This window comes from Lelliottia sp. EB106-05-01-XG201, from assembly GCF_058791735.1.
The window spans coordinates 15,327-35,035 of sequence record NZ_JBYTDV010000002.1; the positions used below are offsets into that span (position 1 = coordinate 15,327).

General features: G+C 47.8%; 17 protein-coding genes and 1 pseudogene. 5 read left to right on the forward strand and 13 right to left on the reverse strand.

The window, feature by feature from the left end:
* Window positions 1-182: 182 nt before the first annotated feature.
* From AC3WS9_RS22610 to AC3WS9_RS22660, 11 genes are all read right to left on the reverse strand, one after another.
* Window positions 183-3,137, reverse strand: coding sequence for an autotransporter family protein (locus tag AC3WS9_RS22610; RefSeq protein ID WP_492490386.1), 2,955 nt, complete (start codon window positions 3,135-3,137; stop codon window positions 183-185).
* Between the two features lie 189 nt (window positions 3,138-3,326).
* Entirely contained in the window at window positions 3,327-3,518 is a 192-nt protein-coding gene (locus AC3WS9_RS22615) for a hypothetical protein (RefSeq protein ID WP_492490387.1), read from the reverse strand.
* Window positions 3,519-3,613: 95 nt separating this feature from the next.
* On the reverse strand, window positions 3,614-4,090 hold the full coding sequence (locus tag AC3WS9_RS22620; RefSeq protein WP_492490388.1) for a DUF1120 domain-containing protein: 477 nt from the start codon (window positions 4,088-4,090) through the stop codon (window positions 3,614-3,616).
* Between the two features lie 32 nt (window positions 4,091-4,122).
* Window positions 4,123-4,674, reverse strand: a complete 552-nt coding sequence (locus AC3WS9_RS22625) for a helix-turn-helix transcriptional regulator (protein ID WP_492490390.1) — start codon at window positions 4,672-4,674, stop codon at window positions 4,123-4,125.
* A gap of 127 nt (window positions 4,675-4,801) precedes the next feature.
* Window positions 4,802-7,996, reverse strand: coding sequence for an autotransporter family protein (locus tag AC3WS9_RS22630; RefSeq protein ID WP_492490391.1), 3,195 nt, complete (start codon window positions 7,994-7,996; stop codon window positions 4,802-4,804).
* 270 nt (window positions 7,997-8,266) lie between these two features.
* Entirely contained in the window at window positions 8,267-8,980 is a 714-nt protein-coding gene (locus tag AC3WS9_RS22635) for a DUF1120 domain-containing protein (protein ID WP_492490392.1), read from the reverse strand.
* 85 nt (window positions 8,981-9,065) lie between these two features.
* A complete protein-coding gene (locus AC3WS9_RS22640) occupies window positions 9,066-9,722 on the reverse strand; it encodes a DUF1120 domain-containing protein (RefSeq protein ID WP_492490393.1) in 657 nt (218 codons plus the stop codon).
* Window positions 9,723-9,814: 92 nt separating this feature from the next.
* Window positions 9,815-10,399, reverse strand: a complete 585-nt coding sequence (locus AC3WS9_RS22645) for a DUF1120 domain-containing protein (protein ID WP_492490395.1) — start codon at window positions 10,397-10,399, stop codon at window positions 9,815-9,817.
* 16 nt (window positions 10,400-10,415) lie between these two features.
* The gene (locus AC3WS9_RS22650; protein WP_492490396.1) at window positions 10,416-10,616 is read right to left on the reverse strand and encodes a hypothetical protein; all 201 of its coding nucleotides are present in this window, start codon (window positions 10,614-10,616) and stop codon (window positions 10,416-10,418) included.
* Window positions 10,606-11,367: a fimbria/pilus outer membrane usher protein gene (locus AC3WS9_RS22655; RefSeq protein ID WP_492490397.1), complete on the reverse strand. Its 762-nt coding sequence runs from the start codon at window positions 11,365-11,367 to the stop codon at window positions 10,606-10,608. The genes AC3WS9_RS22650 and AC3WS9_RS22655 overlap by 11 nt, the downstream gene beginning before the upstream one ends.
* Window positions 11,342-11,497 (reverse strand): hypothetical protein, encoded by a 156-nt coding sequence (locus AC3WS9_RS22660; RefSeq protein ID WP_492490398.1) that lies wholly within the window; start codon window positions 11,495-11,497, stop codon window positions 11,342-11,344. Before AC3WS9_RS22660 ends, AC3WS9_RS22655 begins: the two co-directional genes overlap by 26 nt.
* 555 nt (window positions 11,498-12,052) lie before the next feature.
* Between AC3WS9_RS22660 and AC3WS9_RS22665 the strand changes: the two genes are divergently transcribed.
* Both AC3WS9_RS22665 and AC3WS9_RS22670 read left to right on the forward strand, forming a co-directional pair.
* Entirely contained in the window at window positions 12,053-12,988 is a 936-nt protein-coding gene (locus AC3WS9_RS22665) for a LysR family transcriptional regulator (protein ID WP_492490400.1), read from the forward strand.
* A gap of 35 nt (window positions 12,989-13,023) precedes the next feature.
* Window positions 13,024-13,287, forward strand: a complete 264-nt coding sequence (locus tag AC3WS9_RS22670) for a hypothetical protein (RefSeq protein ID WP_492490401.1) — start codon at window positions 13,024-13,026, stop codon at window positions 13,285-13,287.
* A gap of 133 nt (window positions 13,288-13,420) precedes the next feature.
* Here the strand turns inward: AC3WS9_RS22670 and AC3WS9_RS22675 are convergent, their stop codons facing one another.
* Together AC3WS9_RS22675 and AC3WS9_RS22680 are read right to left on the reverse strand one after the other, a co-directional pair.
* Complete coding sequence (locus AC3WS9_RS22675) at window positions 13,421-13,837, reverse strand: type II toxin-antitoxin system VapC family toxin (RefSeq protein WP_492490402.1); 417 nt, start codon at window positions 13,835-13,837, stop codon at window positions 13,421-13,423.
* Window positions 13,834-13,938, reverse strand: a pseudogene (locus tag AC3WS9_RS22680) (type II toxin-antitoxin system VapB family antitoxin); the annotation flags it as partial. The pseudogene AC3WS9_RS22680 and the gene AC3WS9_RS22675, both read right to left, overlap by 4 nt.
* Before the next feature lie 387 nt (window positions 13,939-14,325).
* Between AC3WS9_RS22680 and AC3WS9_RS22685 the strand changes: the two are divergent.
* The 3 genes from AC3WS9_RS22685 to AC3WS9_RS22695 all read left to right on the forward strand — a co-directional run bounded on the left by AC3WS9_RS22685 (window position 14,326) and on the right by AC3WS9_RS22695 (window position 19,646).
* Window positions 14,326-18,138, forward strand: a complete 3,813-nt coding sequence (locus AC3WS9_RS22685; RefSeq protein WP_492490403.1) for a YobI family P-loop NTPase — start codon at window positions 14,326-14,328, stop codon at window positions 18,136-18,138.
* A 542-nt stretch (window positions 18,139-18,680) separates the two neighbouring features.
* Window positions 18,681-19,037, forward strand: a complete 357-nt coding sequence (locus tag AC3WS9_RS22690) for a hypothetical protein (protein ID WP_492490405.1) — start codon at window positions 18,681-18,683, stop codon at window positions 19,035-19,037.
* A gap of 60 nt (window positions 19,038-19,097) precedes the next feature.
* Window positions 19,098-19,646: a hypothetical protein gene (locus AC3WS9_RS22695; protein WP_492490406.1), complete on the forward strand. Its 549-nt coding sequence runs from the start codon at window positions 19,098-19,100 to the stop codon at window positions 19,644-19,646.
* Window positions 19,647-19,709: the final 63 nt, after the last annotated feature.

Genomic DNA, 19,709 nt, shown 5'->3' on the forward strand with positions numbered 1-19,709 from the left:
TTCGTGCAATCTATCTTATGTTAAATTTGCGTTTCATCCTCTCCCTCTTACATACGATAGGTTTTTGCTGTTACTTTCTTCAAACACTTATTTTGCAATTCAATTTGATGGCCCAGAGTGAGTTAAGTTTTTCTCCTTAGCCATCATTTCAAAAGCGCCCCATAAATGAGGCGCTATTTATTCTAGAAGCTTCCTTTTATGCCAACGTGGCCAACATAACCTTCCATGTCCTTATCGAAACCATCGAGGTATTTAACATCCATGTACATGGATGTGCTATCACTTAGCCCCGAAGTATATCCCGCACCAATCTGCCAGTATTGCTGTGTCAGATCATCTGCGCGGATATTTGTCCCACCAACATTAACCTCCGGAGCTTCTGCAAGAGAGCTCAGAACGTCGAGAGTCAGATAAGGTTTGAAGCTTTGCTCTGTCTGCTCGCGATAAAACCTCAGCCCCGCACGAGCGGTACCTGCCACGGTATTCACTCCCGACACGTCAGAAATATCGTCATGAAAATCTTCTGCGGCAAGATACTGAAAAATCATCTGCCCTTGGGGTTCGATTTTCCAGTTATGCCCTATGCCATAAGGTTGCCCGGCCTCAAATGAGAGTAATGCACCATAACTGTCCTGAGTGGCATCGTTGCGTGAATCATATTGGTTACGATACCAGGTTACTTGCCCAACGAGATCGATATAACTGCTGTCAGCCGCATACCGCGTGTAGTACCCCCCCAGACTGTAAGCATCTGTATTAATTGCACCTGTATTCACGCTTTGTCCTACAAGCTCGCGAACCTGATCCTGTGCATCTGTGTTTTGGTGGCCAAGGGTAACTGTCATACCACCAAAAACTTGAGTCCCGTTGGCATCCACTGCTTGATAGAAGTCATGGCCAAACTGTACGAACCAGTAGTTAGTGTCATAGCCAAATCGGCCGGCGTTAAATGACGTATGCTCACCTGCCATTCTTCCCCAGGTTTGCTCATGTCCCTTTTCGCTCACCTGGTTTAATTCCCCCATACGTTCATGAAGCGTACCCACAACTTTGGTACCGTAATAGAAATTCAGATATGGCGCAGCTATATAGCCAGGTACTTCTGGTCTCCAGGTTTCTGGGGATTCAGCCGGAGCAGGCTCTGGCTGCGGCGTTGGAGCAGGCTCTGGCTGCGGCGTTGGAGCAGGCTCTGGCTGCGGCGTCGGATCAGGCTCTGGAGCCGGAGCGGGCAGAGGTATTTCTGCGCGTAAATACCAGTCATTGTTGTCACCTTTCCCGTCCTTACTACCTTCAAACAGGTAATAATCATAAGCACCGATGCTGACGTCGTGGCTCAGCGTAAATAAACCATCATGCTGTATAGCATCATCAATTTGCGCGACGAGAATTCCGTCTGCAACGGTCGGTGCTGCTGTACCCTGGGTTGTCACATCCAGTAAAAATTCACCTGAAGCGCTACCAGTAACATGGATCAGATCACCCTCAGTGTTACCGTCCGTATCCTGGTTTAACGAAGTATTGATATAAAATGTGCCGCTACCAGACAGACTGTCTGCCTGGAGCGTTTGGTAATCCCCGGTGTGACTGAAAACAACGCTGGAGTTGCTCATCGACAATGTATCTAACTGCGAAGAACCGGTCATGGTCCACAAGCTGTTTTGTGCATCGATATTAACCGTACTAGAAGGTACTGACCCAAACGCTTCGCCATTAAGCGCACTGCCATTAAGCAAAGAATCCTGTAAAGAGAGGCTTAGACGACTAGCGAGTGGATCGCTACTGCTGTTAAGTGTCTGGAGATTGCCGTTGATCATGCTGTTGTTACTTGCATTCAGGGTCAGCACAGCTGCATTCTCCCCCCCACCCCCGCTTAGGATCACGGCATCGCCAGCGGATAAACTCGAGTTGTCGAGGCTAACATCCCAGCTGCCGGCACCAGCCTGTATGCCGGTAGCAACCCCGGTCAGCATCGAATCTTTTGCGTTAAGCGCGCCGCCCTGCTCATATCCTGCGTAATAGGCAGGTGAACTGAAATCGACAAGTGCCTGTGTGGAACTGAGATTTTCGAGAATGACCTTGTTAAAATTGACGGTACCCTGCTGATAAATCAGGAGGCTACTGCTGTCTGTCCCGGTTTGCACCAGAGCATTACTCAGAGAAACGGTTGAACCATTATCGACCTGCATTGCCGCGCCGGCAGAATAAACACTGGTATTAAAGAGATCGATACTGGAGTTTTCTTCAGCCCGAATCGAGGTCGTTCCTTCATATTCAGTAATAATCGTCCCGCCGTTTATTTCCACTTCTCCGCCAGACAGGGCGACAACTCCAGAGGCTCCGTTTCCTGTTGTCCTGATATCAGCGTTCTGTTCGAAAATTATTTGACCATCATTTTGGGCAAAAATGGCGGAACTTCCTTGCCCCTTGGTAGTAATTTTATTATCGCTGCCTAAGATAGTGATGAGGCTATGACTATTGTAATCGCCGGAGGCATTATTACTTATAATAGCTTCTGACCCATTTCCCTCTGTTACTATATCTAAGGTGTTAAACACCCCTACAGATGAAGTCTGCGTGACTATACCGTCAGAATAATCTCCCCAGGAATGAATAGCTAAATCTCCCTGAACCTCAACATGAGATGAATTATTCATTTGAAGCGCTGGAGAAGCGTCACCTAACATTGTGATGTTAACATCATTTCTTGCTATGAGATTTGAGTCATCGATTCGGACACCATCACTATGATTATGTGCAGTAACAGTCAAAGGGCTGTATAGATCAGCGCTCGAAGCACCGTCAATGAGAATAGCCGTGGACTTATAGCCATGTGTGACAATATCTAGGGGCGTCAAAAAAGGTATTTCCAGCCTCCCGCCGTAAGTGACATATAAAGCAGGTATGTTTTCCGACCAAGTTTCAGCCAAAATACCATCAGAATATAATGCCCCGGAGAAATCAAAAGGATTATCTCTATTAATCACAAAAAGAGAACTACCACTGGGCTGACCATCGATATCTTTATCATTAAGATTGATAGCCATGACTGAAAATGGCATTACAAATGAGCAAGCTAGCATTACCGGAAGGTTTTTTTTGTTTCTATGAAGTATTGGAGGATTTTCTGCGGTATACATAAAATATTGTACATCCTGTAGCAATAAAAAATACATTTAGAAATATATTAAATCAATCTCTTCATTCGCTTAGTATATTAACAATAAGCGAATGGAATATCGAAAATTAAATACATTTTAGTTCAACTAAAACAATCTCAAAAACGCCACCTGTCAAAGCGTAGCATCACAAGCATGGACATTTCACCCTTAAAGGTATTCCAGACTAAATGTTACATTCCCATCGCTATTTCCAGTCGGTGGAAGAGGATTCATTTCTGATGAAATGGCCATACGGGTATATAACGGGAAAGATGCCGTCTTCACGGCAACAGGAATAATTTTTCCTGTTTCAGCAACACTGTATTTCAGCGCATTTTTACCCATATTCGTTGACTGCATGACGACGTTCGCACCGCTGCCATTGCTCCAAACACCGTTGAATTGTATCAGGACACGATTAACTCCATCTACTAATATGACTCGTAATGATCTGTTTATATTGTAATCTCCAGTTTTTTTTTACTATATGATGTGAAGTCCAACCCGTTTCGCCATGAATTCAGCAAACCAGATAACGACGTGGTGACAACAGAGTCAAATCGATTATCCGTAACAGCCCTTTCAAAGGCTGAATCAGTACTGCAGTTTATAACAAGATTAAAATTTTTATGAGTTATACGCAGTCCTGAAGCACCAATGGAATTGGCATTCATGGACCCCAAATCAATAACACCGCCGTTATCCAGCGTTGGTGTACACGCCCCCGGATTTATAGTGCCGTTTATCTGTACATTTGCATTAGGTCCCAAGGACATTGCATTTGTTGAGGATGCCAGCATGCAAGCAAGCACAGTAAACTTAAACATTTTTATCAATTTATCTGTCTCCATGTTAATAACTTCCTTTTCATTTTCATTTTCATTTTCATTTTCATTTTCATTTTCATTTTCATTAATATAAAAATCTAACAAACATTATGGCAATTAATAAAAAACGTGTAAAGTCATGCATATACCGAATGTATCTTGTTCTGCTTGAAAATATTAATATAAACTAGGCCAAACAACGGAGTAATATTTCCAAGACCCAAGCGTCTCAGGCCTTTTAGTTTATGAGCACTGACTGTTTTTACCGAGATATTCATATCGCGTGAAATGGTCTCTGCAGGGCATCCAAGAGAAAAACCCTTCAGTATAATGGACTGGCACGGAGACAATGATTTTATGTCATTTTTATTTTTCATTGTGATACTCTGCAAAATCCGCTGCGGGGAGGCTCTTTTTGTGCAGATACCCCACCCGCCAATCATTGTCAGGTCAAAAGCCTTTCGAATCTCAAGAAACGTAACGACTCTTATCTTTACTCTACTAAGTTGCTTCAGGATATTTTCTGTCACAATGTAATTGTTAATAGACAGAATAATTATGTCACCCGTATAAAATTCGGTATTGTCTATTTCATTAACACTGATACGCGATGATGGCTTTCCCGCATCCTGAAAATACCCGACAATTCCCAGGGCAAAGTAATTGTCATCAGACAGTATATATATCATTTCATTATATCCGGAACTTGGCAGATTGTGGGTATGATTTTACTGAGAGATACATTATTCAGTAGATTACGACATTCCACCGTCCGTGAATGTCGTAATCATATATGAATATCTTCTGCAGAACGGATTAAAATGAGAGTTTAATCCCCAGATTACCGTTGTAGCCATTTTGTGTACCGTCAACGGTATTTAAATAACGGGCCCCCAGATAGAGATGAGATGCCCGGTTAATTTCTACACTCAGACCGGTGCCTGCCTGCCAGTAATCAGCGCTCATCTCGGGCCGGATATTTTTTCCTGCAACGGAGACGGCCAGTTCATTACCGATATCAGTCATAACGTCAAGAGTTAAGTATGGCATCACAACGGGATCTTCCCTATACACTCGTATGCCGGCTCGTGCCTGAGCTCGTGTACCCGATGCACCAGAAATTCGGCTGATATCATCGCTAAAATCCTCCAGTTTCAGGTGTTGTATTTTGGCCTGTAACTGTGGCTCTAGCAGCCAGCGCTGATATACCGGGAATGATTGACCGGTTTCCACAGATAAGGCGGCCCCATAGCCGTGCTGACTGGCGTTGGACTGGCTTTGATAATTGGAGTGATACCACGATGCCTGACCGACAATGTCCAGGTATCCTCCGTTTTTCATTTCTCTGGTGTAATACCCCCCCGCGCTGTAAGCCGTGGTTTCTACTGAACCAGTATCTACAGACAACTGAGGATTGACGTCCCGGGCGCTGTCACGAGCATCGGTCTTAATATTGCCTATTGTGACAAGCCAGCCCGCACGCTGACTGAGTGATCCTGACGAATCCTCCCAGAGATCAGTTCCTAGCTGGGCAAACCAGGTGTCCGTGTCATAACTGAATCGCCCGGCTTCAGCTTCCAGATGCTGACCTCCGATCCTTCCCCAGCTTCCGTTCTTATGACTAACGTTCCCACCGGTGCGCTGGTGATAGGTACCCATTGCATCAAAGGCATATTGCTGTATAAGCCACGGAGCAGCTGCATAACCTGGTACTTCCGCACGCCAGGGTGTATCACCATTATCAGGTTTTGAGTCTGGTTCAGGCGTCGGGTCTGGTTCAGGCGTCGGGTCTGGTTCAGGCGTCGGGTCTGGCTCAGGCGTCGGGTCTGGCTCAGACGTCGGGTCTGGCTCAGGCGTCGGGTCTGGCTCAGGCGTCGGGTCTGGCTCAGGTGTCGGGTCTGGTTCAGGTGTCGGGTCTGGTTCAGGTGTCGGGTCAGGTTCAGGTGTCGGGTCAGGTTCAGGTGTCGGGTCAGGTTCAGGTGTCGGGTCTGGATCGGGCGCAAGATAGGTGGACCGCAGATACCAGTCGTTCGTATCCTGCGAACCGCCCTGCTGCAGCTGGTATTCATATGCCCCTGCAGCCACTCGCCCAATCAGCATGAAGGTCCCGGCTGCCGTACCGTCGATATTCACCACCTCAATTCCGTCACCGGACGTAAGCGCCCCGCTTCCGCCCGCGTTGTTAACGGTCAAGCGATAATCTCCGGTCGCATCACCTTTGATGTCTATCCTGTCTGTCGGGGAATTATCATCACCCAGTTGGGTATTTATAATGAAATGCCCACCTCCGGTCAGGTTGTTGCTGACCTGCAGCGTAGAAAATCTGTAGTTCTGTGGCCTGAAATTCACCGTGCCCGTCAGATTAAGGGCTAAAATGGATGAGTTCGAGGTCATATCCCACAGACTGGTATCATCTATCTGAATGTCGTTTGCCATCAGGGAGGCGCCTGACCATTGTGAAGCGCTGGAGAGTTTTACATCTACCGTTGATGCCCCACCATCCGTCAGAATGTCGCCAGTCAGTGTCGAACCTCCGTCGGCATTCAATTTAATCGTCGAATCCACTACCTGCGTCCCGGCCATTCCGCTGCGCACTGTCGCCAGTTGGCCGTTACCGCCGCTAAATGAGGCGCCATCGGACAGGTTCACCATCATATTCGCTCCCGATGCATAGAGCCCCTGGTTCTGCACGCTAGTGAGCTGGCTGTTTTGTAGATTGATGGTGGTTTGTGGGTTGGTCCCGCCAGCGCCCATGGCATATAGAGCCACGCTGCCCGGCCCCCGCGCCTCTACCCGTGAGTCAGTCAGGTATAAATCACTACCGCTGTAAACCAGCAGCGCATGCGAACTATCCCCGGTCGTGACTGCTGACAGGTCAGTCGCGGTGATATGCGAGCCAATGTAGTTAACCACCGCATAGCCACGTTCACCGGAGGTTTCTACTGTCCCCTCATTGAGAATAAGTGACCCACCTCGTGCGGCACTGATTGCACCCGCATCAGAACCTGATGTGCTCAGAGTCATACCGGACGCAGTTAATATGCCTTCGCTATAAAGTGCGTTTGAGGCATCGCCCGTGACCGAAATGGTACTGTCCTCGAGGGTCATTACTCCGCGGTTACGGACGCCATGAGAGGTGTATCCGTCCGTGCTGATCGTTATACCGCTGGCATCCAGCGTGCTGTTGGTGGACGAGGTGGATAGCGCGGTAAAATAGTTACCGTGGGAGGCGTAATCACCCCCGTTGAGGGTGATATGGCTGTTGTTATTGGCATTGATCAGGGTGTCATTGGCCCCGGTGGCCTCAACGTAGCTTTTAGTCAGCGTTATTGTTGCGGTTTTTCCGGCATCCCCAATGGCATATACCACGTTCTGGGCGGCGGTGCCGGTCTGGGTTAAATGCAGGTTATTCAGGGTGAGGTCAGCACTGGCAACGTTCACGCCACTGTAGCCATCGGTGAGCGAGATTTCGACATTGCTCATCGAGACAACGGCGTGGTCGGCGACGGAAACCCCGGTCGCACCGCTTCCCGAACCCGCCAGCGTCAGCTTGTCGCCGCTGATGTCAGAGCCACGTCCACTAACAAACACCATAGCTTTGCCTGCGCCTGCGCTCGTCAGCGTAGTATCTTCAAGATGAATGCGACCGCCGTTGATTGCCTGAACGGCCATGCTGTTTGCCGTGGTAACCGTACCGCCAAGAAACAGAACACTGCCTCCACTGGCAGCATAAAGCCCTCCAGCGTTCTCCCCATCTGTCAGTACATCGATATTCTTAAGGGTTGCTAGACTTTTAGTATCACGCACACTGACGGCAATGTTATTGTCCCCGTGGGTTTCAATGAGGGCTTCGGTGAGGGTGACTTCGCCGCCTTTGGTGACCACAACCTGGCCCTGAGCCCGTGCGGCATCTGTACAGATTATCAGACTCGATAATATAGAACTTGCCAGAAAAGTGCGGTGGTATTCCAGAATAGAGATATGTAATTTGCGTGCAGAGAAAATGTCCATGATTAAAAAAATCCGTTAAATTAATGATAGCATCAAATGCCAGCACTTCTGCTAATTGTTATTCAGGAGGTGGTGAGTTATTACGCATCATTGGTGGCTCAAGATTTTTATCTATGAATGCATTGATTTAAAGTTATCAACTTTTTAATGATGCAAAATGAATAACGGTGTTTTCAATTATTCATTTTGCAATGAATTATTAATGTAAATTACTGTGCATTCATGTAGTTGGTAATAAGAAAAAGAAGTCTGCTTTTATTTCCAATGCAATTACATGTAATTTATTGAGAACGTAATATTCCCATCAATATTTGTCACGTCCTTTATATGCGTCATTGTTTTTTTATTAATGGCTGCCGTTACTTTAACTGGAATTGTCATAGAGGTGAATGCCTCAGGTATCACTGACCCCTTTGTTGCAATGGCAACATATCTAAATTGATCGACACCATCCACAAAAGTACCATTTGCACCTACTGCCGAAGACCATGAAATACCATCATCACTGAAGATATTTTCTGAATCTTGAACATTTGACACTTGTTGCAAATACATAAAAGCACCTGCCCACGCTCCAATTTTAGTTTTGTCAGACGTCAACCCCAAACCAAGTAAATTATTGTTATTTGTGGCAGTAGCATTATTTTGCCCAACGTTGAGTATAATTGTAGACATATCTTCAGTTCGTGCGCGATTATCAGTAATGGTCCAATTCAATACAGTATCAGAAGAACATTGAATGCTAAAATTTATATATTTTATCGGCAGCTGATAATCTGTTGATGAAGAAAGAACATCCGTGCTTATATCCCCATAATCAACCACGCCTCCATTATCCAGAGACGGCGTACAGGCTCCCATCTTCACAGTGCCTTTAACCTGCACATTGGCTGTCGGGCCCACAGCCATGGCCGGAGAAATTGATGCCATCAGGCAGGCCAATGCGGTAACTTTAAAGATTTTTTTCATCGAATTTTTTTCCATATCAGTCATATTCCTTTTGATAGCAACCGGCCGCATACTGTCAGGCCGGATACAGATCAGTTAATTAGTAATTAGCACCGAAACTTTACAGATATTCGAAGTTAATGGTCGCGTTACCATCCAGGTTTGCGGTGTCGGTAATTGCGCCGAGCTCTGAACTCAGGGCTGGAGTTGCTTTCAGGTCAAATGTAAATACGGTGGCTTCTTTTGGATCAGTGGTGCCTGTTGCCGCGAACGTCAGATACTGCTGCGCGGTGTTGTTGTTCGCGAAGGTATCCAGCGTCATTTTGCTCCAGCTGGTTTTATCGCTGCTCATCAGCAGGTCACCGGCAGTGCCGTCGCCCTGGATGCTGGCGATGCTCAGGCCGTAGGAGCCAATGTTGATAGTGCCCGCTTTACCCAGACCGAAGACGGTGCCGGCGGCGGTCGGCTCATTGGTATGCGCCGGAACGGAGTCCGCGCGGTTATCAACAAAACTCATCGCCACTTTGGTAGCACTTGTACAGGTCACAGTGGCGGTCACCGTTTTACCGGCCAGCGCCAGGGTGCCGGTCGCCGGCAGCTGATCAACGGAGGTTTCACCGAAGTCAATAACGCCATTGTTAGCCAGCACCGGCGTACAGGCACCCGGCGTGATGGTCCCGGTGACACGAAGCGTGGCGGTCGGACCCGCGAAAGCAGAGGTAGTTGTGGCCATCAGGGCGGCAACAGCGGTCATTTTCAGGATTGATTTCATTTCCATTTTCATTCTCCATGTACTGTAATTAAGTAAAGTTTTAGGTTTGTGCAGGCGACAGAAGTCTCTCCCTTCACACCGCTATACAGTGATACTGTTTAATTTATGCCCAGTAATTCAATGTCGATACGCTCCTCCTGTTGATACGCGTCCGGTACCTTAAACGCTGCTTCAAGCAGGTAAGGAGTGACGGTCAGTGTCGCATTCAGGTTCATGCCCTTCACGCTGCTGTTATCGCCGACGGTGATTTCGTCCGCCGCGTACAGGTCGTGACTGTCAGCAACGATATCGTCCCGAATCACACCCTTATGTTTGGTTATTGCAAGCTTTACGGCATTACCGTCCAGCACCGCGCTACTCAAGGTTACTTTCACCTTGCCCTGCGCACCAAAGCCGAAATTACTGTCGCCCACACTGATGCCGGTAAAGCGTAAATCCATCCGCTCGGGCTGTGGGCAGGTTACGGTCAGGTTGCTGGTACGCTCGCTGAGCTGCGTGACATTTCCCTGCGCGGTGCTGGTGAACGTCAGGTTGCCTTTCAGCAGGCTGCCGTAGTTCTGCTCCGCCGGGGAGATGTTTATCTGGCAGTTGCTGATATCCGCTATCGCCTGGCCACTCAGCAGGAGCAGCGCGGTAATCAGTACCGTCAGTGTCGTGCCGGTATTCTTAAAACGGTTACGCATCGTCTTTCTCCCGTCGCTATGGCTTACAGGTCGCAGCGACGTTTTCATAAAATTCATTCAGGTTCGGCTCGTCACTGAGCGTGAATGCCAGCCGGCATTTTTGACCCGCATCGTCCGTCAGGGAGTACAGGTCCCCGGCGTTTTCCGCGTCGTTAACGAAGACCACACCATCTTCCACTGCGGTGGTGACGTACTCGTTGCTGCTGTCAAAAATCACAGCGCCTTTTCTGCACTGGCTTGCCGTCCGGCATCGTCAGCTTCAGCATGACGCGTCTAACTGAAAGCACACCGAACTGCAACTGGCTCACCGAGCCGTGTCCGGCGCTGACCGATTTCATACCGTTGCTGATATCCACGTTCTTCGGTAACGTTTCGGTGTTGACCATCACATTCGAGTTCCGGTAGGCATTCAGTGATGGCACCACCGCATTACCCCATTTATCTGTCCACACCGTACCCTGAGGGGTGCTGATTTCCACCCCGGCCACCGGTTTGCCGAGCGACGCTAACCCGAAGGTCTCCTGCACCGCATACGGCGAGAAGGTCACGCCTCCGCTGTGAGCGGCAATACCCCCGTCGAGCGTCACCGAGGTGTTACGACTGTTCTTGCCGCTGGTACCGGCATTAATACTTAAACGCGTGTAGTGCAGGTTGGCGTTCAGGCCGCCATTCGCGGTGTAGTCGCCGCTCTGATTTGTCTTCTCCGCCGAGACGTTGTAGCCCAGCGCCGGCGTAATATTGCCTGCCGTCTGCAGCCCGTAGCTGCTTGTGTTGCCGTCGTCGCGCATATAGGTATTTACGCTCTGCGTGCCGAACGGAATGCTCAGGTTGACGTAAAACGTGTCACCGCCACTCTGATAGTTGTTGCGACCGTCCACGTCGTTCTTTCTGCCAGAGTCGCTGTCAATTTCGTGCTGCCAGCTCGCGCTCACTGAGGCGTATTTAAAGGTTTTGCTCCATGATGCCACCGCCTTCTGCCTCATCAATCAGCAGGGCAGTAGTTTCCGGCACCATGCCGGTGGCATGAGACAGGGCAGGAAGTAAAGGTAATACGATCCCCGTCATGATAATGGAGTAATTAATAACATTATTTTTCATAGGGTCTTCTTTTATATGTTAGCAATAAGCTATATTCACGCCAGGTGGTATTGGTATTAATCCGGTAAAATATCAGACAAATACAAATAACCTGTAATGACCTGAATCAGCCATGTGAACACAGTGAGTGAATTTAACATTAATTCTGCTGACGAGAATTATCCTATAGTGGGGAGACTTCTGAAAGCCGCATTTATTACAGAAGTTATTCAGAAAATAAAAAACACCCTCTCACTGGCAAGTTGACCTTAGAAATGAACTGCATTTAAATATAAAAAACATACGGTTACAAATGTTAAATCAGCAACATACAGATAACACCCTTTAATAGAAAAGAAGAACAGATGTAGCGCCTGCCCGTGTCAGAGGATCTTGCAGCTTCATTTGTACGGTATTTTCGTGGAAAATTAATTGAATACAATAAATTTTTTTCAGAAAACACTTTTGCCTGATCAGGACACGGATTTACCTGTAGCGATCTTTTAGTGGTGTATTACACTACATGAAGTAAAGATAAAGTATTCGGGAAATTTATTTTACTCAGGGGACAATGTAATGCAGAAGAGAACGCCGCTGGCAAGCGAGCTTGACCTTAACCTGGTGGGGATCTTTGAGGAAATTTATAAATTTGGTAGCGTGACAAAAGCCGCCCGGTCTCTCGGCCTCTCGCCTTCTTCCCTCAGCCAGTCCCTGCAAAAACTGCGGGTATATTTTTCAGACCCTCTGTTTGTCCGCAATGGCATGGGGCTGACGTCAACGACGACGGCAGATATGATCCACCACCAGTTATCACAAAAGTATACTGATCTGCTTGAGAGCCTTGAGGCCCTGGCCACGGCAGCCTGTAAGGATTTGTTGATTATTCACTGCTCGACGTACCTGTCGCTGCGTATTTTGCCTTCTGTGGCGTCATGGGTGGAGAAGCACGCCCCGGGCTGCAAAATCATTCACCGCGATCTGATGCGGCAGCAGGATACCAGTGAAGATCTTCTGCTTTCGCGGGGTGTAGATCTGGTTTTCGATGTTTTACCTTCTTACAATTTTTCGCTTAAAACGCATCCTCTCTTTGTTGAGGAAAGCACCTTTGTCTGTCGCCGGGAACACCCCAGGCTTGGCAGTCACATCAGTGTGGAAGAAGCGAAACTGGAACGCTTTTCACTATTTGATTCCCTCGGGCTCGATATCCAGCTTGGCCAGGTAAACATCAATAATCAGATGGGGGACAGAGATTTTGGTTTCACCAGCGGGTCGATGCTTACCATCGGGTCTGTTATTGCATGCACGGATACGGTCGGAATAATTCCTGTCTGGCTCTACGAAAAATTCAGGCATATCTATGACATCCGGGCTTTAGCCTATGACATTGAGTTAAAGCCAATCCCCGTCTACATGATGTACAGCAAAACATCCCTGCAAAATGATATTTTTCTCCGTCTGACCTCCTGGCTTGAAAATGATTTTGTCTCCCCGGATACCCTTCCGGATGACTGATGTTTTCATGTTCTGGACAGTATAAAGGTTGTGATATGCAATATTTGAAGAGTTTTAATGAGTTTCGAACGTGGTTAATTGAAGTTGGTTTTATGACGTCCGAGGCTGAACTGGCAAGAAGTGATTCCGTCATCTCTTATGAGGAAGACGTGGTACCTGAACTGAAACGCCTGTCGCCAGAAAGCTATCCCTGTGTTGTGTATATGGAAAAACATAACCACATTGGGATGAATGAGGTCCGGTTTATTATGAAAAATCAGATTGAGCAGTGGGCAGCAGCTATGAAAGATACGGTATAAACAGAATACCTTTCTGCCTGCCCAATATGCTTCGGCCAGTGGCATTGTCCCTGTCGCTGGTCCAGATAAAATTCTCCCGGCATGCTGAAATTCCATGCCGGGAAAATTCAGAAACTTTTCCTGAAGCCAGCGCTTACTTAGCCCCGTCCTCCAGCGCCAGACCCGGTACCCGCTCACACTCTCTCACATTATTCGTCACCAGCACGGCGCCGGCGGCGATGGCGTGCCCGGCAATAGCCGGGTCGTTCGGGTCGATCGGCGTGCCGGACATGCGCAGCGCCACCTTAATCTCCGTGGTCGCATCCACCGCGGCGCGTTCCCAGGGCAGGATGGCATCGAGGCGGGCGCAGAACGCGTCAACCAGCTCGATGTGGCGCGGGGAGGCCTTCGGGCCGGTGGCACCGAAACGCATCTCTGAATAGGTGATGGCCGAAACCACAATGCGGTGGCCGCGCAGCACTGCCTGCTCGAGGCGCTTCAGTACGGCTTCTGGCTGCTCACGCATGATGAACGAGCAGATACAGGTGTCGAGCATATACATTTTGTTCACAGGTCAAATCGTCCTTCGTCGCTGACCACATCCTCGCGCTCCGCCATAAAGTCCGGGTCAGCTTTCTTTTTCTGTGCAGATCCGAAAAAAGGTAAAGTAGGATCCTTACCTTTAACTGGCTTTGTTCTGATGCCCTACCATTGCCAGGCTGGAAAAAAATTGCGCCATCCAGATTGTGAGTCTCACCACCTAAACGTGCCTGCCTAGACGGCCGGTATCTCACATGTATGTGCCGCAAGAGATCCATTACAAACCAGGTGAATAACTGCCCCGCCACGATCATTTCCAGCACCCAGTTTTGCACCAGAAACAGCTGCATTTGCTGCGAACCGGGCACAAGAAAAGCACCTACCGGTTACGTGCAGGGCTTTACCCGGGCGTGTCAGCGCAGCTTTCAGCTGTCGTGTGACCTTACGACCGGAATTGGAATGGAACTTGATGAAAACCAGTGAAATACTGTGCAAAACAACTAATGGAAGAGCCTGAAAATGATACCCACACCCTGGCTTACATTGCCTGCCGCAGAGAGTGACAGTGGCGAAGTAAATGCACTCGGATATGAAGCACTCACTCCAGCGGTTCTGGAGCAAGAAAAAGCCGCCAGCTATATCGAAGCCCTGAATTTTGCATACAGCCAGCCCGACATACGTAACGTTGCAGTCACCGGACCTTACGGCGCCGGAAAGAGCTCGGTACTGAAAACCTGGTGTCAGGCAAAGGAAGGGGCGCTGCGTGTGTTAACCGTGTCTCTTGCTGATTTTGATATGCAGAAATCGGTGTCAGAAAAAGAAGCGCAGCCCGAGAAAGGGAAATCTGAAGAGGTTGAAAAAAACGCAGAGACTTCAGAGAAGTCCATTGAATACAGCATCCTGCAACAGATCCTTTATAAAAATAAAAAAAATGAGCTGCCTTACTCCCGCATTGAGCGAATCTCAGGTGTTACGGCAGGGCAGATACTGAAATCTGCCGCGTTGCTTACGTTGACAATGATGCTGGCAGGCGTTGCCCTGTTTTTTCTTGCGCCTGACTACGTAACCGCCAGGCTTTCACTGCCGGTGGCATTAAGTCATAAGCTTCTTGCATGGCCTTTTCCAGCACGCCTACTCGGGGCTGCAATATCGGTTCTGGGCTCACTGGCCCTGCTATTGTATCAGCTGCACCGGACCGGTATCTTTGACAGAAAAGTCAGCCTGGATAAAGTAGATATTCTGAAAGGTGCAGTGACGACAAAGTCATCGTCCCCATCCCTGTTGAATGTCTACATTGATGAGATCGTCTACTTTTTCGATTCCACAAAGTATGATGTGGTTATATTCGAAGATCTTGACCGCCTCAATAATAATCGCATTTTTATTAAGTTACGTGAAATTAATCAGATAATTAACAACTGTCTTTCTGACAGAAATCCTTTAAAGTTTATTTATGCTGTCAGGGACGATCTTTTCAGCTCTGCGGAATCACGGACTAAATTTTTTGATTTTGTTATACCTGTCATTCCGGTGATGGATAAGGATAATGCGTCTGACCATTTCAGCAATAAATTCACCGAGGAGGAGCGAAAACAGAAAGGACTGGATGAATGTATCAGCAGGATCGCCACTTTCATCCCTGATATGCGGGTTATGCACAACATCACCAATGAATTCAGACTATATCAGAATATAGTTAACAATCGGGAGAACACCCCTAAGCTTCTGGCGATGATTGCGTATAAGAATTTATGCGCTGAGGATTACCACAGTATTGATAAAAAAGGCGGCATTGTATTCCATTTTATGGATGCTTATGTGGACCGGTTCATTCACCAAAAGTATGTTACAGATATTAATGCGCAGATAAGCCTTGAGCAAAATCAGTTAAATCGTATTAACAGTGAAAAAAACATCCACCGGGAGGCACTGCGTAAAGAATTGCTTTCTCCGTATATTAATGAAATATACAAAGATAAATTTTCTTTTTATAATGCTTCTTTTTTTAGTCTGAAAGATGTTCTCGATAATGAAGGCGACTTTGTAAAGCTACTGAATAGTGACGGGTTTAGAATCATCGATAGTAACAGTCATCATACTATTCTGCAGGTCGGTGTAAATGAGATCAGTTCGCTCCGCTCGGCCTATGAAGAACGGAGTGAATTGATAGACAAAAAAACAGATGAAAGTATTTCACGCCTTAAAAACACCATAACCTTACTTGAAACAGAGAAAAGAAGCATCAGGGCCGAATCCGTTTCCGGGATCATCAACCGTATGAAGAAATCTGGCTTCCGCGGCTGGGTCCTGCAACAGGTTAATGACGGAAAGGAACTGACCCCGCGTCAGAACGAGCAGCTCGACTTTGTCTATTTTCTGCTGTCCAGCGGCTATATGTCGACTGACTACATGTCTTTCCGCTCCGTCTTCATGCCGGGGGTGCTGACAGATAATGATAACATCTTTATTAAGTCGGTAATGGCCGGCAATGAAGCCGGGGAGTCGTTCACTATCCCCCTGCAAAATACCCCTAATGTGGTTGCCCGTTTAAAAAGGCTGGCTGTTATCGAACGGGAAAATGCGCAACATCCGGACATTATTCACTGGCTGCTTGATAATGCACCCGAAACGCTGAAAGAGAATATGGCAGCGCTGCTCGGCCAGTCAGGCGGTGAGCGTGCGATCAAGTTACTGGCGTTGATCCAGCGTGAATTCACCCCGGAGCTCCGGCTCCGGTATTGTGAAATCTTTATGCAGGACGAAAAGCTACTCAGGAAACTCCTGACATATCTCTCTGAATCTGAACCGCAGGAGTTTGTTCAGGAGATGCTCGCATTGATGCTATGCCTGAACAAATATAAGCATACATGGTTAAACGATGATATTTATGATCGGGCAGACGGAATTATTTCCGGCTCAGCATCACTGATTGAATTCGTACCTGAAAGTCATACGGAGATGTTTTCAGACACACTCATCAGTAACCGCTTTCTGATACCCCACATTCCGGTTGTGACAACAGAAGAACACCGGGACCTGGTCACTCGCCTGGTCTCTGAGGGGCTGTTTTCCTATTCGGCAGAGAACCTTCAGAATATTTATCTGCTGTTGTCGCAGAACAAGGGCGGGCTGGATTTTGCACGCAGACCCTTACAGTGCCTTGAGTCACTTGGCATTCCTGAATTAAAAAATGTAATAAATAACAACATAGATGCGTTCGTGTCTGATTTATTTATTACCTCAGCTGAATTTGACCGTATCCCCGAACTGCTTAGCTCTCATCTTATGATGCTCAGCACCGCGGAGCTGATTATAAATCGCATGGATTTTTGTGTCGACAACATAGATTTGATCGAAAACCAGTCCGAGTTATCTCCCAGAGATCCAGCGGCTCCGGAAATCAATACCTACAGCCTTTTACTCTCTTATGACCGTATATCACCAAGTCTGGACAATTTTGTTCATCTGCTCCATGATGAGATGATTAATATACCTTACGACCTTGTTCGCTGGGCTAACGCTAAACACGACATGTTAAAGCCAGCAAATATTGTCATTTCCTCAGAACACGTTTTCGAGACGTTTTTAACCAAATTTATTGCTTCCCCTGAGGTGTCGGAAGATACTTTATGGACAGTGATGAGCTGCTTTAAAGTACTTATTATGGAAATCCCCAAAAACATTCCGCTCAGGAATGCCGAAGTATTATGTTCACTGAACAAGCTGGCTCCGACAATTCAGGTCTTTACGGCACTGTATAATGCTTTCAGTGGCGAAGAGAATAATGTAACTAGGATGAATACTCTGCTTTGCAACCATATTGCCCGGCGACCGGAACTTCTGTCCGGGGAGCCTGAAGAAATATTCTATATCGATGACAGTTTCGACAGAGAACTGGCCCGGGAGTTGTTCGGTAACGGGCGTATCGGTCTGAATATCAGGGTGCGTGCCCTGCGCTGGCTTCGTGATAACGATCCGGACCTGATGGATGAGGTACAGCTGCTTCCCTTAGAACTGCTGGCTGAACTAAGCCCCTGGATGTATGACGACACCCTGCGCTTATCCCTCCTGAAAAGCTGCCTGGCCGCAGGAGATGCCGATAAAAACACGCTCCATAATGTGCTGAACAGCTTCGCCGATGAGAGCTACCATGGACTGTTACCCCAGGAGAGGTTCCGCAAAATAACTCACACAGCAGAGTTATGGGAGCTGGCTGAACAACTCAGCGAAGCTGGCCTGATTCAGCCGCCAAAAATGGGAACCGGCCGGGATGAACACAAGATAGTCATCAATCCTGTGCGATCTGATTCTGACCCTGCGACCGAAGGATGAGGGCGCACACCAGGGTTGTTTATTGCTGTTTCAGCAATAAATGATTTTTACTGTTGCTTACTTTGCATTGTGCTGTTATCAGCATAGCTAAGTTTACATTGTTGCTTTCAGTGCAATAATGTCTCCTTTCTCCTCCAAGGATCCGGAAACTCCAAGTTCCGGATCTTCTTCAGATGCACCGGCGCGCCGCAGCCCAACAACACAATATGTAGCGGTTTCATCAGCTGCTTATGGCACTATATGTTGTGATGCGCCTCTTCCCCGCGACCGCCCACTCACCCCCGGAAAAGGGCGCTTTGCTTATTTACTCACCGTGGTACACTTCCGGAAAGTTGTGATACGCCAGAAAGTCGGATCTGCCGGAAACGGCTTTCCGGTAATTTAACAGCGTGGTTATATTCCTGCTTATTATCAGCTTGCAAATGATGAACGCAGAGGAAAATCATTAGAGTGACAGATACAAGGGTGGGCGCAGCCGATTATGCCGCGCGTCATTATTACTCTAGGTGACTATTTGCCAGCAAACCAGAAAGGAGATCAGGATGGGACGTTCAATACAGGTGAAGATTGGTCAGAAGGAATTCAAATCCAAAAAGGCCGCCGTTAGTCATTTTATGGATCAGTGCGTGGCCGTGAAGAAATCTGGCCCGATCCGCGAAGGGGATTTATTTGAAGACCTCAGGGAGCTCTATACCCGCTATTGTGAGCTTACAAAATGGGAGCTTGGTAATCGGGAAATTTACGCCTTCAGCGTAGATTATGACCCCCGCCATACCGACCAGAACTATGGCTCATATCTGTGCTACTGGGTCCAGTTTTCACCAAAGGACAGACTGTCCTTTTCGGTTAGAGAAGCGGTGGATGAGATCGCCAAAGCTGCTACAACTGAACAACGGTAGCTAAGGGCGGGATTTCTCTCTAAAGAGAGTTCAGATATTTACGAAAAGGATGTAGGAACGATGAGTAAACTGACCGGTTATATGATAGGTCTAACGGCCCTGCTGGGTGTGACTACACGAGATGCAGGTACGGCAACGCTCAGTGAAATGCGAATGATAAATGCCAGCCAGAAGCCCGGGATGACTGTAGCCTGCCGCGAATTAGAGGAAATCCGGATCAAAGGACGGGCTGAGCCTGTGCGTGTTGAAAGCCTGCTGACAGGAGTGGTCCTGAAGAATGAAGGTGATCGGATGGTGTTTGACGTGACCTACACCCAGAAGAACGTCGGCTGGGAGGCACCCTTCCGGATAGAGACCTACCGCCTGATAACCACACTGGAAGGCACGCGTCAGAAACTCGCCGTCGATCCAGCAACCATCCGGCTTTCGCTTCCATATGCGCGCAATCGCGAAGAACATTTTCTCGGCTTACTGAAAGCCAGTACGGTTTCGTATGAGGACTACAGCATTTACCGGGTCACGTCTGCTACCGACTATCAGATCCTGCCGGGACCGGCTTCCCCGGATGCGCCGGTGATGCACTGTACGGTCCATTCGGCATCCAGCTAAGCAGCTTTCACCATCAGTGCGATCTGAACAACTCAGTGTGCTGCAGATCTGACGAAAAAACTA